This window comes from Methylocystis sp. IM3 (assembly GCF_038070105.1).
Classification (GTDB): Bacteria; Pseudomonadota; Alphaproteobacteria; order Rhizobiales; family Beijerinckiaceae; genus Methylocystis.
The window spans coordinates 1,748,623-1,761,620 of sequence record NZ_JBBPBZ010000002.1 but is presented as its reverse complement, the minus strand read 5'-3'; the positions used below and the strand labels follow the sequence as shown (position 1 = coordinate 1,761,620).

At 64.9% G+C, this 12,998-nt stretch carries 12 protein-coding genes; 5 read left to right on the top strand and 7 right to left on the bottom strand.

The window, feature by feature from the left end; all coding sequences use genetic code 11:
- Window positions 1-40: 40 nt before the first annotated feature.
- Complete coding sequence (gene cysK, locus WOC76_RS10415; protein WP_341107043.1) at window positions 41-1,024, top strand: cysteine synthase A; 984 nt, start codon at window positions 41-43, stop codon at window positions 1,022-1,024.
- A 14-nt stretch (window positions 1,025-1,038) separates the two neighbouring features.
- Window positions 1,039-1,335 (top strand): hypothetical protein, encoded by a 297-nt coding sequence (locus tag WOC76_RS10410; protein WP_341107045.1) that lies wholly within the window; start codon window positions 1,039-1,041, stop codon window positions 1,333-1,335.
- Window positions 1,336-1,468: 133 nt separating this feature from the next.
- Here the strand turns inward: WOC76_RS10410 and WOC76_RS10405 are convergent, their stop codons facing one another.
- Window positions 1,469-1,954: a hypothetical protein gene (locus WOC76_RS10405; protein ID WP_341107047.1), complete on the bottom strand. Its 486-nt coding sequence runs from the start codon at window positions 1,952-1,954 to the stop codon at window positions 1,469-1,471.
- Window positions 1,955-1,976: 22 nt separating this feature from the next.
- On the bottom strand, window positions 1,977-2,765 hold the full coding sequence (locus WOC76_RS10400; RefSeq protein WP_341107048.1) for a DUF2092 domain-containing protein: 789 nt from the start codon (window positions 2,763-2,765) through the stop codon (window positions 1,977-1,979).
- 549 nt (window positions 2,766-3,314) lie between these two features.
- On the opposite strand from WOC76_RS10400, the gene WOC76_RS10395 reads away from it, so the two are divergent.
- From WOC76_RS10395 to WOC76_RS10385, 3 genes are all read left to right on the top strand, one after another.
- Window positions 3,315-3,638: a hypothetical protein gene (locus WOC76_RS10395; protein ID WP_341107050.1), complete on the top strand. Its 324-nt coding sequence runs from the start codon at window positions 3,315-3,317 to the stop codon at window positions 3,636-3,638.
- Between the two features lie 683 nt (window positions 3,639-4,321).
- Window positions 4,322-5,122: a 2-keto-4-pentenoate hydratase gene (locus tag WOC76_RS10390; RefSeq protein ID WP_341431409.1), complete on the top strand. Its 801-nt coding sequence runs from the start codon at window positions 4,322-4,324 to the stop codon at window positions 5,120-5,122.
- 556 nt (window positions 5,123-5,678) lie between these two features.
- Window positions 5,679-7,226 carry a DUF1236 domain-containing protein gene (locus tag WOC76_RS10385; protein WP_341107054.1) on the top strand — a complete coding sequence of 516 codons (1,548 nt, stop codon included), beginning with the start codon at window positions 5,679-5,681 and terminating at the stop codon, window positions 7,224-7,226.
- A 93-nt stretch (window positions 7,227-7,319) separates the two neighbouring features.
- Here the strand turns inward: WOC76_RS10385 and WOC76_RS10380 are convergent, their stop codons facing one another.
- From WOC76_RS10380 to WOC76_RS10360, 5 genes are all read right to left on the bottom strand, one after another.
- Entirely contained in the window at window positions 7,320-7,520 is a 201-nt protein-coding gene (locus tag WOC76_RS10380) for a hypothetical protein (RefSeq protein WP_341107055.1), read from the bottom strand.
- Between the two features lie 123 nt (window positions 7,521-7,643).
- Entirely contained in the window at window positions 7,644-9,005 is a 1,362-nt protein-coding gene (clcA, locus tag WOC76_RS10375) for a H(+)/Cl(-) exchange transporter ClcA (RefSeq protein ID WP_341107057.1), read from the bottom strand.
- Between the two features lie 169 nt (window positions 9,006-9,174).
- On the bottom strand, window positions 9,175-10,482 hold the full coding sequence (locus WOC76_RS10370; RefSeq protein ID WP_341388259.1) for a PAS domain S-box protein: 1,308 nt from the start codon (window positions 10,480-10,482) through the stop codon (window positions 9,175-9,177).
- Between the two features lie 115 nt (window positions 10,483-10,597).
- Window positions 10,598-11,839 (bottom strand): M48 family metallopeptidase, encoded by a 1,242-nt coding sequence (locus tag WOC76_RS10365; protein WP_341388257.1) that lies wholly within the window; start codon window positions 11,837-11,839, stop codon window positions 10,598-10,600.
- A gap of 81 nt (window positions 11,840-11,920) precedes the next feature.
- Entirely contained in the window at window positions 11,921-12,976 is a 1,056-nt protein-coding gene (locus tag WOC76_RS10360) for a polysaccharide deacetylase family protein (RefSeq protein ID WP_341107066.1), read from the bottom strand.
- Window positions 12,977-12,998 lie beyond the last annotated feature (22 nt).

Here is a 12,998-nt window from a genome sequence, read left to right as displayed (position 1 = left end):
AAGACGGCGGACCTGAGCAACTCCACGAAAGGACGGTCCCATGACGATCCATGACGCGCGTTTCATGCCGGCGGCCCGGCCAGGAAGGGGACGCATCTACGGTTCCATCACAGAGACAACCGGCGACACGCCTCTCGTGCGGCTCGACCGCATCGCGCAAGCCAAAGGCGTGAAGGCGCATATTCTGGCGAAACTCGAATTCTTCAATCCGCTTTCCAGCGTCAAGGACCGCATCGGCGTCGCCATGATCGACAGGCTCGAAGCGGATGGCCGCATTGCGCCCGGCCGCAGCGTGCTGATCGAGCCGACCTCGGGCAACACCGGCATTGCGCTCGCCTTCGTCGCCGCCGCGCGCGGCTACAAGCTCATCCTCGTCATGCCGGAGTCCATGTCGCTCGAACGGCGCAAGATGCTCGCGCTGCTCGGCGCCGAACTCGTGTTGACGCCCGCCTCGCAGGGCATGAAGGGCGCGCTCGCCAAAGCCGACGAGCTGGTCTCGAAAAACCCCGACGCCGTCATTCCGCGACAATTCGAGAACGCCGCCAATCCCGAGTGTCACCGCCTCACCACGGCGGAGGAAATCTGGAACGATACAAAGGGAGCCATCGATTATTTCGTCGCGGGCGTCGGCACCGGCGGCACGATCACGGGCGTGGGTCACGCGCTGAAGCCGCGCCGCCCCGGCCTGCGCGTCGTCGCCGTGGAGCCTGAGGACTCCGCCGTTCTCTCCGGCCGCCCGCCAGGGCCGCACAAGATTCAGGGCGTCGGCGCCGGATTCGTGCCGGCCGTTCTCGATCGCAGCGTGATCGACGAAATCGTCGCCATCGGCAATCACACGGCTTTTGAAACGGCCCGCCTCGCCGCGCGGCTCGAAGGCGCGCCGATCGGCGTCTCGTCGGGCGCCGCCCTCGCCGCCGCTCTGGAAATCGGCGCGAGGCCAGAGGCCGAGGGCAAGAACATCGTCGTGGTCATCCCCTCTTTCGCCGAGCGTTATCTCTCGACCGCGCTGTTCGAAGGCTTTTAGGCGAGGATACGCTGATGCCAAATCGCGCCGGTTTTCCGAATCGGGCTGGCGAAGGTCGAAGCCCCGGCTCATCGCTCCTCGTCCGTGCGGTCGTTATTGCAATCGCTCTGGCGCAGGCGCTGTTCTGGATCGTGACGCTGTCGATCTTCCGCAACGGCCTCCTGCCCTTCGACCTCGTTTTCTTCTGGCTGACCGTCCCGGCGCTCGCTCTCGGCCTGATGGGCGAATCCCTGCCCTTTGCGGCCGGGCTGGCGATGGCGGGTTTCATCATCGACATCGGCCTTCTCGCCGAGTGGATGACGATCGGCTAGGGTTTCTGATCAAGCTCTTGCGGCTAGGGCCTGAGCGGGCTGCCCTCGCGCGCCCTGCGTGGATCGCAGTCCCGGCGTGAATTGACGGCCCGCGACCATGTTCGAGCGCGGGCCCGGAAGTTTTTTTGCCCGCTTACATCGGGGTGACGACGACGTAATAGACCCCATTGTTCCCATAGCGGGGAGCGAGCCAGGCCCCGTCGCAGACATAGAAGGCGTCGCCATTCACGATGCGATTGACGCAGCCGCCGGGGAGCGTCGCCAATGTGGCGCCGATCGCATAGTTGCGCGCGGCGGCGGTGACTGCGGCCGCCCCGACAACGGCTCCGGCGGCCGCTGCGCCACAAGCATAACAACCCGCGCCGTAGTAGCTATTGACGACGACGGGTCCATGGTAGCCGTAGCCGCCCCAGGCGCCGGCGGCGTGATAGCCGTCCCCGTGCCAGGTGCCACCCCAGCCAGCCGCGCCGCCACCATGCCAGCCGCCAGCCGCGAAGCCGCCGTTGGGCCCCCGCGCGACAAAACCGCCGCCGCCGAAGCCGCCTCTCCATGCATGCGCGGGTGAAATCGAAAGTCCGATCGCTACGGCGACGAACGCCCGAAAAATGATCCTGTTCATCGTGATCTCCCTCGCGTGACGTTTAGTGTTTGGCGGGCGCGGTTTCGCCGGGCTTTTCGAATTTGATGCGACCTGCCTTGGCCGCGCCGGGCGCGCGCGCGAGTTTCAGACGGGCCGGGTTGATTTCCCAGTTCGAGAATTCAATCATGCTGCGCGATTTTTCCTTGCCGTTCACCGGCGTGATCCACACGAGCCGCGGCAGCTTGTCTTTCGCGCCGATCCAGAGCTGCGCGTGGAAGTCCGGATTTGAGATCGCCACGACGTCCGTCGCCGTCCCGCCCACGGCGTTGGATCGGCCGACGACGAAGGCCGATGTCAGCTTTTCCGTTATGGCCGCATAGGGGTCGGCGACAATGAAGTCGACGAAGGGGAAATAGATGCCCGCCTTGTCGTACGCCGCTTCGAGCATTTGTTCGAGATGTGGCGGCGCCGTCTCCACGGCGATCATGTTGGCGGCCGGAAGATAAACGGCAAACTCCTTGCCATCGTAATAAAATTCGGAAGGAGGCCCGTCGCCGAGCACCACAACCTTCAATTTGTCTGGCCGCTGGAGGCTCACATTGGAGTCGATCATGTAAAAAAGCGGCTGTCCGTTCGAAGCAGGCTCGTCGAAGGAGCGTCGGATTTTGACGGACAGCGAATTCGCCTTGGCGAGCGTCTCGCTCATTCCCTTCAGTATATCGAGAGCCGCAGGCGCAATGGCGGCAGGCGAAACCGTCGACGGCGGCGTGGATGGCGTTTCGGCATGAGCTGCGGACAAAAGACCCGCAGCGCAGACCGCGCCCATCAGAGCTTTCCAGATTGCCTTCATTTTTCCCTCTCCCGAAGCATTTGCCGCGGCTACGGTTCGCGTGAATTATCCGGCGGCGCCGCAGTCACAAACAGCGGACATAAAGACAAATCACGCGAACCCACAAAGCTTTAGCCTAACAGACGCACTTAGCGGAAGATAGCCCTCCGCCCCGTTCTCACGGCGCGGCGGCGCACTCGACGGAGGCGCTGGCGCAGGACGAGTCCAGAAGCCATCAGCCTTGACGAGCGGTCAAGAAATGGCTGACGCAGAAATCTCCCGGTGGTGAAATCTTCGGGAAATTTCTGGTCAAGAACAGTCTGGTAGAGACTTAACGCGCAGCTACTCCCTGCGCAGCGCGACGGTCCGGGAGCTTCGACCGGTTGGCGTGGGAGCGGCCACCCGTTTTTCAACGAGTTGGCCGTTCCTCCCGCTATCCTTTTGGGTAACGGACCCACCATGTCCTTTTGGCCAACGCGCTTCCCCTTAATAGCCGAAAGGGCGCCTATGATAATCCACGCGCCGGGATAGGTTGGCCCCGAAGCTGCTGACCACCCGGAGAATAGCTAGATGAAGAAAATTGCGCTCGTTCCGGCCGCTCTGGCCCTTTCGACAGTTTTCGCCCTTGCCGACGGCTCCAGCACGCCGACCCCCTCGCTCGGCCAGCAGTTCGGCCTGACCCAGTCGATCGGCGACACCTCGAAGGGCGGCTTTGCCCTCAACAAGGGCCTGTTTGTTCAGGCGCAGGTTCCGGTCAACCAGGGTTCGTCCCTGTCCCTGTCTCAGAAGCTGGACGTCAGCCAGACCATCGGCAATACCTCCGAGGGCGGCAAGGCGATCAACAAGGCGACCGTCATTCAGGCTCAAATTCCGCTGAGCTTCAGCGCGCCCTGAGAACTTCGCTGGTTGGAGCTGAAAGAATCGCGGTCTCTCCGGCCGCGATTTTTTTTGCCTTGCGCCTCTGAGCGCGAGGCTTGGCCACGCGGCTGGTAACGACCCAGAAACTCATAGAAACAGCAGTGGATTACGCTTCCTGCCACACGGCGGACTCAGGCAGCTTCATCGCCGCCGTGTGTGGCAGCCCATCCCGCTCCTGCAAGCGGGATGGGTTGTTCTACGCGCGACGGGCGCGCGCCGGATTTGCGCTCAGCGGCGACCTCCCGCGCTCCGCCCTCCGCCAAGAGCAGCGAAACGATCGGCGCCCTGGAGAGTGTCACGGGGGCGTAATGCGCGGACGATAGCCTTCCGGCGTTTCAACAAGGCTTTCATGCGGCGGCCGGTGTAGGTCCCCTTCAACCGGCCGCCTTTTCTCTCCCCATACGAGCGCACTGCGAGCCGCCGCGGCGGCGCGGGTAAGACGAGGCGGTCAACCGCGGGCGCGCGCAAAAAAGCCCGCCACGACGGGCGGGCAGTCTCCTGATAGTCGCGAATCTTCTTCGCGCGCCTCTTTATGGGCTCGGGAACATGAACCGCCGCTGACTGGAAGCGCATGCTTCACTGCAAAGGTCGCGCGAATGGCGGCGGGCTTGATCGAAGTCGAATTCTCTGGCCCATTCCTGGCCATGGATACTCATGAATTGAAAAAGGCGGCAGAGGCTGCGCGTCACATCTGGGCGAATTGGCAGGCTGGAGAGACGCTGCGCGAGTTGCCGGCCGGGTGTCGGCCGTCCACTCCGCTGGAAGGCTACGCTGCGCAGGCGCAGTTGCCGGAAATATCGGGCCGCAGCGTGCTCGGCTGGAAACTTGCCGCGACCAGCGCGGTGGGGCAAGCCCATATCCAGGTTGCGGGACCGCTCGCAGGTCGGCTGCTCTCGGGAAAGGTCTTTGCCGACGGCGCGGCGCTTTCGCTTTTCGGCAACCGCATGCGCGTGGCCGAGCCGGAATTCGCATTTCTCATGGGGCGCGACCTGCCGCCACGGGAGACGGCTTACAGCCAGGACGAAGTGATGGCCGCCGTCGCTGATCTGCACCTCGGACTGGAGGCGCCGGACTCCCGATTCGCGGTTTTCGAGAAAGCCGGCGAAGCCCAGCTCATCGCGGACAACGCCTGCGCCGGACAATATGTGCTCGGTCCCGCAGCGCCCCCTGTCTGGCGCGCCATCGATCTGAGCCGGCATGCGGTGACGGGAAAGGTGCTTACCGCGCGCGGCGACTGCTGGACGCGCGACGGCGTTGGGGCGGCGGTGCTCGGAGACCCGCGAGTCGCGCTGACCTGGCTCGCAAACCGCCTGTCGTCGCTGGGCCTGACCCTCAAGGAGGGGGAAATCATCACCACCGGGACGTGCATGACCCCGCTGGAGATCGGACCCGGCGATGCCGTCGAAGCGGATTACGGCGTTCTTGGCCAGGTGCGCCTGAGCTTTCTCACGGAAGAATAGGCGTCTGCAATCGAATCACGCCGGGGCGCAGCATGCTCGCCCATGCCCTTCAGCTCGCCTGAAAAGCGAAAGACCGCCAGCGCGTAAGCACTGACGGTCTTGAAAACCGGACCGCTCAGGGCCGGTCATTCGCTTACCTGCGCGATTAGAGGCGCGTCAGGGTAACAGCGGAGATGATGACCATAGCCAACATGCAAGCGGGAATCAGCCAACCCATTTGAACCTCCCTCTGGGGAACGCCATTTGACGGCGTCGTTATTTGCAGCTTTACGCGGGAAGCATCACACCGGAGGGGGCGGTTTTTGTCAAGCCCTATCGCGCCGCTGTCCACCTGAACCCTGCGGACCGGTCCCTCGCCCCGGCCTGCCCCACGCCCCTGGCCGGCTCCTTGCATATCACTGAAAAAGATAGGCTTTCAGCTGATTGATGGACGCCGATCACCTTCCAAAGCGCATGAACATTCAGCCCCGCGACGCGTTCCACGGCATGACCGACCCCAGCAAGCGCAATGGCGGCCCATGGCGGGCGCGTCGGCGCTTCCGCCAAGGAGACCGTGATGCGAACGAGGCTTTTTCTCTCGGCGGCCGTAGCGACTCTGTCGCTCTGCCTCTCTCAGGGCTATGCGCAGCAGGCCGGGCGGCAGCCGGCAGGAGGCGAGGCGACGAAGCAGGGCGAATCAGCAAGAATGCAGAAGCCCGACGAGAAGGGCGCCACGTCACAGCGCCGCGATGAGCGGGCGCAGGAACAGAGGCGCGAACATGGGGCGCAGCAAACGGCGGAGAAATCCGAACGCCACGGGGCATCCGCAAAGGACGAGCAGAAGCACGAGGCGACCAAGGCCGAGGAGAAGAGCGAGGCCGCAAAGGGCGGAGAGAAGCACGGGAGCGCCAAGAAAGGTGAAAAGCACGGCGCCGGAAAGAACGACGAGCGGCGGGGCGCAATCAGCGACGAAGATAGCCGCGCGGCAGCCGCTCAGCGCGGACAGAACAGCGACCGGCAAGAGCGGACGGGCGAAAGAGCAAGCGAACGAACCGGGGCTGGCCCCAATGAACGCACTGGCGCCGCGGCGGCTGAAAATGAGCGCCGGGGCGCCCAGCCCGAGGGCGAAAGGACCGGCCGATTCGGGCAAGCGGAACGTGGGCAGGCGGAACGCGGACAGGCCGAGCGCCAGCAGGCTGAGCGCCAGCAGGCTGAGCGCGCGCAAGCCGAGCGTGAGCAGGCGCAGCGCGCGCAGGCCGAGCGCGGCCAGATCCAGCGGCGCGGCGAGAACGCGCCTGGCGTCGCCGAGCAGCAACAGCGGGGCGCGGAGCGGTCACTGAGGGGCTCGGAGACGGCGCGGGGCGCCGAAGCCACGCAGCGCGGCGGTCGGGGCGAGGCCTATGGATACGCCGGGCGCGAGGGCCAGGGCGGGCGCCTTCAGCTGAGCGAACGCCAGCAGAATCAGGTGCGCCAGATCCTCGAGCAGCGCGGCGCGCGCAGCTTCACCCGCAACGACTTCAACCTTCAGATCGGCGCCGTCGTGCCGCCCAATGTGCAGTTCTACCCACTGCCCCCGGATGTTCTGGCCATGGCTCCGCAGTTCCGCGGCTATGATTATGTGATGGTCGACAACGATGTCGCCATTATCGACCCCGGCACGAGGGAGGTGGTGACCGTGCTCGGAGAGGGCGGACCGCCCGCCGCGACCTACGGTTACGAGGAGCGTGAAGGCGGCGGCTATTACGGCGGCCCCGGCGGCTACGAGCGGCGTCAGGGGCGCGCTTACGGGACTGCGCGGCGTGACGAAGAGGGCTACCGCGGCGGCGGCGCCCGCGAGCGTCGCGGCGAGGCCTATGGATACGCCCCGCGCGTGCGCCTGGATACCCGGCAGGAGCGCGCCCTTTATCGGGGAATCATCAGTGAAGCCCGCTCGAATCTGCGGCAGGTCTGCGTGCGCGTCGGCGACCGGGTTCCCGAGTCCGTCGATATCGAGCCCGTGCCGCGCAACATCGCCGCCGAGGCGCCGGACGCCGAGCGTTTCGATTACTTCGTTCTCAACGATCAGGTGGTGCTGGTCGATCCCGACACGCGGACCGTCGTCGACATGATCGAGCAGCCCAGGTGACGTCGAAGTCCCCGCGGCGTCGAGCCGCCCAACAACGCCGCGAAGGCGCCGGAACCACCCCGGCGCCTTCCATTTTTTAAGAGTCGCGGATGCTCAAGCCGGCCGGTGCGCCTTGTGCGCCTTAGTCAGCGCGGAATGGCGCTCATGCTTGTGATGCTTATGCTTGGCGGGCTTGGTCTTCATCGGTTCGCTGGCGGCGGCGGCCGGCTCTTCGCCGGTCGCGGCGAAGCTCGGTTGCGCCATGCCGGCGGCGGCGATCAGAAGGGCGAAAGCAAAAAGAGCGGCGTTCTTCATCATCGGCTCCTACAGGTCTGGTCCCTGCTCCCCAGCAACGATGAAAAAGATGGCGCTCGCCGCCTGAACCAGCCCTGAAATCGCTATTCATGCGATATTCAGCCGATTGGAGGCCCGCGCGACTCACCGGCGCAGCAGCCGTTCGCGCAGCGACTCATAAATCGGCGCTTCGCTAAGGAGCGTCGGCGCAAGCATCGCGGTGAAGCAGGCGGCCAGCATCGGCAACAGCAGCACGGCGTTGCCCGTCATTTCAGTAACCAGAACCATGCCGGTGAGCGGCGCACGCACGGCGGCGGTGAACAGCGCCGTCATGCCGACCACGGCGAAAGCCTGCGGCTGGATATCGAGACCCGGGAGCAGCAGGCCGCAGATCACCCCGAAAAAGAGCCCCGCCAACGCCCCGAGCGCAAGCATCGGCGCGAAGAGCCCGCCGGGCGTTCCTGTCGCATAGGAAGCCGATCCCAGCCCAAACCGCAGCATCAGCACGAATGGGAGGATGAAAATGTCCTGCGAGCCCGACAGCGCCGCCTGGGTGATGCCGTCGCCGCCGCCGACGAGCCTCGGCGCGAACCAGGCAAGCGCCCCGACCGCCGCGCCAGTCAGCGCCGCGCGCACTTCGACCGACGGTCCCGAAAAGCTGTCATAGACGGCGAGCGTCGCAAAGAGCAGGCGGTTGTAGAAGACGCCCAGGAAGCCCATCAGCCCGCCGAAGACGAAGAAAAGCGGGCCGATCGCTGGCGCGGGGTAGTTGAGCGAGGTTGCGAATTCGGGCGAGTCCCCGAGCAGGAAATGGGCCGTGGCGATCGCGGTCGACGAGGCGCCGAGCGCGGCTATGGCCGTGCGATGCTCGAATTTCTGAACGAGCTCCTCGAGCACAAAGACCGCTCCCGCCATCGGCGCATTGAAGGCCGTCGCCAGCCCCGCCCCGGCGCCCGCCGCGAGCAGCGCGCGGCAATCGGGCCAGTTTCGCCGAGAGATTTTTCCGACGAACTGGCCGATCACGGCGCCGATCTGGACGCTTGGTCCTTCCCGGCCGAGGGCGAGCCCCGACCCGATGGCGAGCACGCCGCCGAAGAATTTCACCGGCAACAGAACAAAGGGAGCCGGCGGCGCTTCGCCGTGAAGAACCGCTTCGACGTGGGGAATGCCGCTCCCCGAGGCATGGGGCGAGAATCGCTTCACCATCCAGGCGGCGACGCAGGCGGCAAGGGCGCAGACCGCAATGCTGCACGACAGGCCAAACAGCCCCCTGCCCTGCGCCCACGCAACAAGAACGTCCCGCAGCCTGTCGGCTGCGTCGAGCGACAGCCGATAGAACGCTCCGACGACGCCTGCGGCGGCGCCGACGACCAGCGCCAGCGCCGAAAGCACGAGAAGATCGAAATGATAGCGCGCCGCCTCAGCACGCTCCTTTGCCCCGAGGGCCGTAATCGGCTCCCCCTCCCGCGCATGCGGGGAGAGTTGGAAAGGAGGCCCGCCGTTCACGAGGCGCCGCCCACAGCGCCAACCATGGGCGAAACTTCGACGCAGTCCCGCCAGAGGGCGAGCGGGATATGTTTGTTGGCGAGCATGAGTTTGGTCAGATCCGGTTGAACAGGCGGCCGAAGCTTTCTGAATGTAGCCGCTGACATAAGCTGCCGGCAATGCGACGGTTTCAGCTGATCGAATCCAACGGCAAGCGCAGTTCGTAGCGCAAGCCGCCCGGCTCATAGGCCACAGTCGCTTCGCCGCCGAATTGCCTCGGCGACTCGAGCAGGATGAAACTGCCAAACCCCTTGCGCGCCGGGGCGGTCGCCGGCGGGCCGCCCACCTCCTGCCAGTTGAAGACGAGGACTTGCCGGCCGTCGATCGTCTCGATCTCCTTGCGAACTGACACCCGTCCGCTCGGGACCGACAACGCCCCATGCTTGACGGCGTTTGTCAGAAGCTCGTGCACGATGAAGGAAAAAGCCTGCCCGACCTTGGCGTTGACGCGGACATTGACGCCTGTCGACATCACCTGGTCTTTGAACCCGCCGATCGCAATGTCGAACAGCCGGTCGAGCGAGATGTTCTTGAACATCGACTCGGAGAGAACGGCATAGGCGTCCGCCAGCAGCTGAACGCGCTGCGTCAATATATCCGCCGCCTCGGCGACGTTTCGGCCCCGCGTCAAGGTGCGGCGGATCATCGCCAGAATGACCGCGAACATATTGCCAACGCGGTGCTCCAGCTCGCGGGCGAGCACCGCCTGGCTTTCCTCGTGCTGCTTCCTTTCCGTTATGTCGGTGATCATGGCGAGAACGGCCTTCTGCCCGTTCCACTCCATGGGGTTCAATCCGATTTCGAGAGGAACCTCGCTGCCGTCCTTGCGTCGGCCCGCCAGATCGCGGCCCGCCCCCATCGGCCTCGTCTCGGGTGCGGCTTGGAACCGGCTTCGAAGACCGACATGAACGGGCGCGACGCTTCTCGGCACGAGCATTTCGACGCTGCTGCCGATCAACTCTTTGCGGTCATAGCCAAATAGCTTCTCGGCGCTGGAATTGGCGTCCACTATCTCGCCGCGCGGCCCAACCACGATAATGCCGTTGGGCGCCGCTTCGATGAGCGCACGCTGCCCCTGCTCCTGCAGGGCGATTCTGTCGATTGCGCTCTGCAGCAGCGAGACGACGCCTGCGATCAATCCGGAAACGAAACTGAAGGACAGGAGAGAAACCACTGCCTTTGCGCTGAGCTTCCAGGCGAGCGATGGCTCCAGAAAAAAATACCAGGCGACGCCGACCGAGCAGGCGGCTGCGAAAAGTCCCGCCCCCAGCCCGCCCACGACGGTCGCCACGAGCACCGCCGGAAAGAAGGTGAGAAAAGGAACCCCCTCGATGAACCAGTCGCTCGCCGTCAGACGGATCCATGCGGCGAGCGCCACCGCCCCGATGGCCACGGCGTAAGCGACGGCCGGCCGCTGCCGCGCCACCATGAACGCCATAAGAGCGTTTGTCGCCCTCTCTGACCGCATCTCCCGGCGCGCCTCCGATGAGGCGCAGATAGTGTCTCGCATCCGGGCGACGATAGGCGCTCGGCGTCAATCGTCAAGGATCAGATCAAGCTTCGACGGCCCCTCGCAGTTGGGCCACGCGCATGGGGACCGGCGGATGCGAAAAATAGAACTTCGCATAGAGTGGATCGGGCGTGAGCGTGGCCAGATTGTCGCGCGTGAGACGCGTCAGGGCGGAAATCATCGGCTCCTTGCCGACGATGCGGCGAGCAAAATCATCGGCCTCGAACTCGTTCTTGCGCGAGCGCGCGGCGAGCAGCGGGTGCAGAAGGTGCGAAACCGGCTCCTTGGCGAAAAGCAGAGCGATCAGCACCACGCCGGGGTCATGCGGCAGGCCGAACCAGCCCGCGAAGGTCTCACTTCCAAACGCCCAGTAGAGCGCCGCGAAGCCGATGAAGGCGATGATCGCGGCCTGCAGGATCATCTGTCGCACATGGCCGAATTTGAAATGGCCGAGTTCGTGGGCGAGGATGGATTCGATCTCGTCGAGCGTGTGCTTTTCGAGAAGCGTGTCGAAGAAGACGATCCGCTTCGCCTTTCCGAAGCCCGTAAAATAGGCGTTGCCGTGAGCCGAACGCTTGGAGGCGTCCATCACGTAAAGCCCCCTGGACTCGAAGCCGCATTTTTGCAGCAACGCCTCCATGCGCGACTTGGTGGACCCCTCCTCCATCGGCGTGAATGTGTTGAAGAGAGGCGCGATCAGCGTCGGATAGATCACCGTCATGGCGATGGTGATGGCCATGAACGCAGCATAGGCGACAAGCCACCAGCTGTTCGGCAAGGCGCCGAGCAGCCAGAACATGCCGTATAGCAGCGGCGTCGCGATCAAGAAGCCGAGCAGCGCGCTTTTTGCCTCGTCCAGCAGGTAGGTCTTGAGCGTGAGCCGGTTGAAGCCGAAACGCTCCTCCAGCCAGAAGGCGTTAGCGAGGGAGAACGGGGTTTCGAGCAGATGGGAGAGCGCCGTCACCATCAGCACGAAGGCGACGCTGCGCGTAAGGCCCGGTTCGAAGTATTGCGAGACGAAGAGATAGACGGGCGCCATCCAGGCCGCGAGCCAGAGGATCGAGACGCCCGCGTCATAGACGGTCTCGGCCATGCCGAACCGGGTGCGCGCGACTGTGTAGTCAGCGGCGCGACGATGGTCCTCAAGCGAAACCTGGTCAGTGAAATCGGCGGGAACCGTAGCGCGATTGGCCGCGACGGTGTCGATCTGTCGCTTGCGCAGATAAATGCCCAGCGCCGCCGACAACGCGATGGCCACGCAGATGAGAACGCCCATAAAGCTCATGGAGAAGACTCCCGCTTCTGATCTTGATCAAATATACGCGCTCTGGCCGAGCTTTGCGAGGGGCCTCGCGCCTGCCCCGCCTCAGGCGGACACGCGCCGGCCTCGGTTGAGCAAGGCGAAGGGCGCGCCGCTCAGCAGAACGTCGAGGGCCGAGAGGCTCTGGAACTTGCCGTTGACAGAGAGGCGCGGCAGGGCGTGCGCATGATGGCGATGGTCGGGAAAGATCAAACCCGGCCGGGTCGTCACTGCGCTCTCGAACCCCAGCTCGGCGGCAAGATCGAATTCCCGCCGCCCCGCGGACGTCCGATCGCCCACCGGATAGCAGAAATGGCGCGGGGCCACGCCCGTCTCCTCCATGATGCGCGCACGGCTCTCGGCCATCTCCCGGCGCGCGGCGGTCGCGTCGAGTTTCGCGAGCCGCGGATGGGTGAGCGAATGCGCGCCGATGGTCGCCAGTTCATAACGCGCAAGCGAACGGATGGCGCCCCAATCCAGGCAGGACTGCGCGGCCATCGCGCCCGCATCGACGCCCGCCCGCGCTGAAAGAGCCGCGACGACCGTGAGCAGCGCGGTCTCGCCGCCCCCGCGGATCGCCCGGTACACCTCTGCAAATGCGGCCTGCTTCTCTCGAGCGCTTTCGCAGCGCCGCACAATGCGGCGCCCCGCGACGGCAATGTCTATCTGCGCGAGCCTGCGGATCGACTCCTCCAGTTCGAGCCACCACAGGCGCGCCGCGCCATCGGCAAAGCCGGCGGTCAGATAGGCGACGAAGGGCGCGCGATGGCGCTCCAGGATTGGAAGCGCGTGGTCGACAAGATCGCAATAACCGTCGTCAAAGGTGAGAACGGCGAAAGGCCGGGCGCGCGGCCTCTCCGAGCCAAGCAGCGCCAAAGCGGCGTCGAGAGACAAAATCTCATAGCCTCGAGCGCGCAGATGATGAAGCAGGAGATCGAGAAATTGCGGCGTAATCTCCAGGCCCGCGTTAGGTGCGAAATCATCGTCGTTCGCCGGCCGCACGCGGTGAAACATGAGAATGACGCCGGCGCCGCGCGTCAGCGGAGCCGCGAGCCTATGCGCCCTGCTGGCGTGAAGCAGCCGCAGACCCAAGCCGATCGCACGATCCCGCCAAACCAACATCCGACCCCGTCGAGCCGCCACG

Excerpts from the sequence above, each read along its gene's own strand:
- WOC76_RS10365 (WP_341388257.1), bottom strand. The coding sequence starts at position 11,839 with ATGAGCTTTATGGGCGTTCTCATCTGCGTGGCCATCGCGTTGTCGGCG.
- WOC76_RS10380 (WP_341107055.1), bottom strand. The coding sequence starts at position 7,520 with ATGAAGAACGCCGCTCTTTTTGCTTTCGCCCTTCTGATCGCCGCCGCC.
- WOC76_RS10405 (WP_341107047.1), bottom strand. The coding sequence starts at position 1,954 with ATGAACAGGATCATTTTTCGGGCGTTCGTCGCCGTAGCGATCGGACTT.
- WOC76_RS10410 (WP_341107045.1), top strand. The coding sequence starts at position 1,039 with ATGCCAAATCGCGCCGGTTTTCCGAATCGGGCTGGCGAAGGTCGAAGC.
- WOC76_RS10400 (WP_341107048.1), bottom strand. The coding sequence starts at position 2,765 with ATGAAGGCAATCTGGAAAGCTCTGATGGGCGCGGTCTGCGCTGCGGGT.
- WOC76_RS10385 (WP_341107054.1), top strand. The coding sequence starts at position 5,679 with ATGCGAACGAGGCTTTTTCTCTCGGCGGCCGTAGCGACTCTGTCGCTC.
- WOC76_RS10395 (WP_341107050.1), top strand. The coding sequence starts at position 3,315 with ATGAAGAAAATTGCGCTCGTTCCGGCCGCTCTGGCCCTTTCGACAGTT.
- WOC76_RS10370 (WP_341388259.1), bottom strand. The coding sequence starts at position 10,482 with ATGGCGTTCATGGTGGCGCGGCAGCGGCCGGCCGTCGCTTACGCCGTG.
- WOC76_RS10360 (WP_341107066.1), bottom strand. The coding sequence starts at position 12,976 with ATGTTGGTTTGGCGGGATCGTGCGATCGGCTTGGGTCTGCGGCTGCTT.
- cysK (WP_341107043.1), top strand. The coding sequence starts at position 41 with ATGACGATCCATGACGCGCGTTTCATGCCGGCGGCCCGGCCAGGAAGG.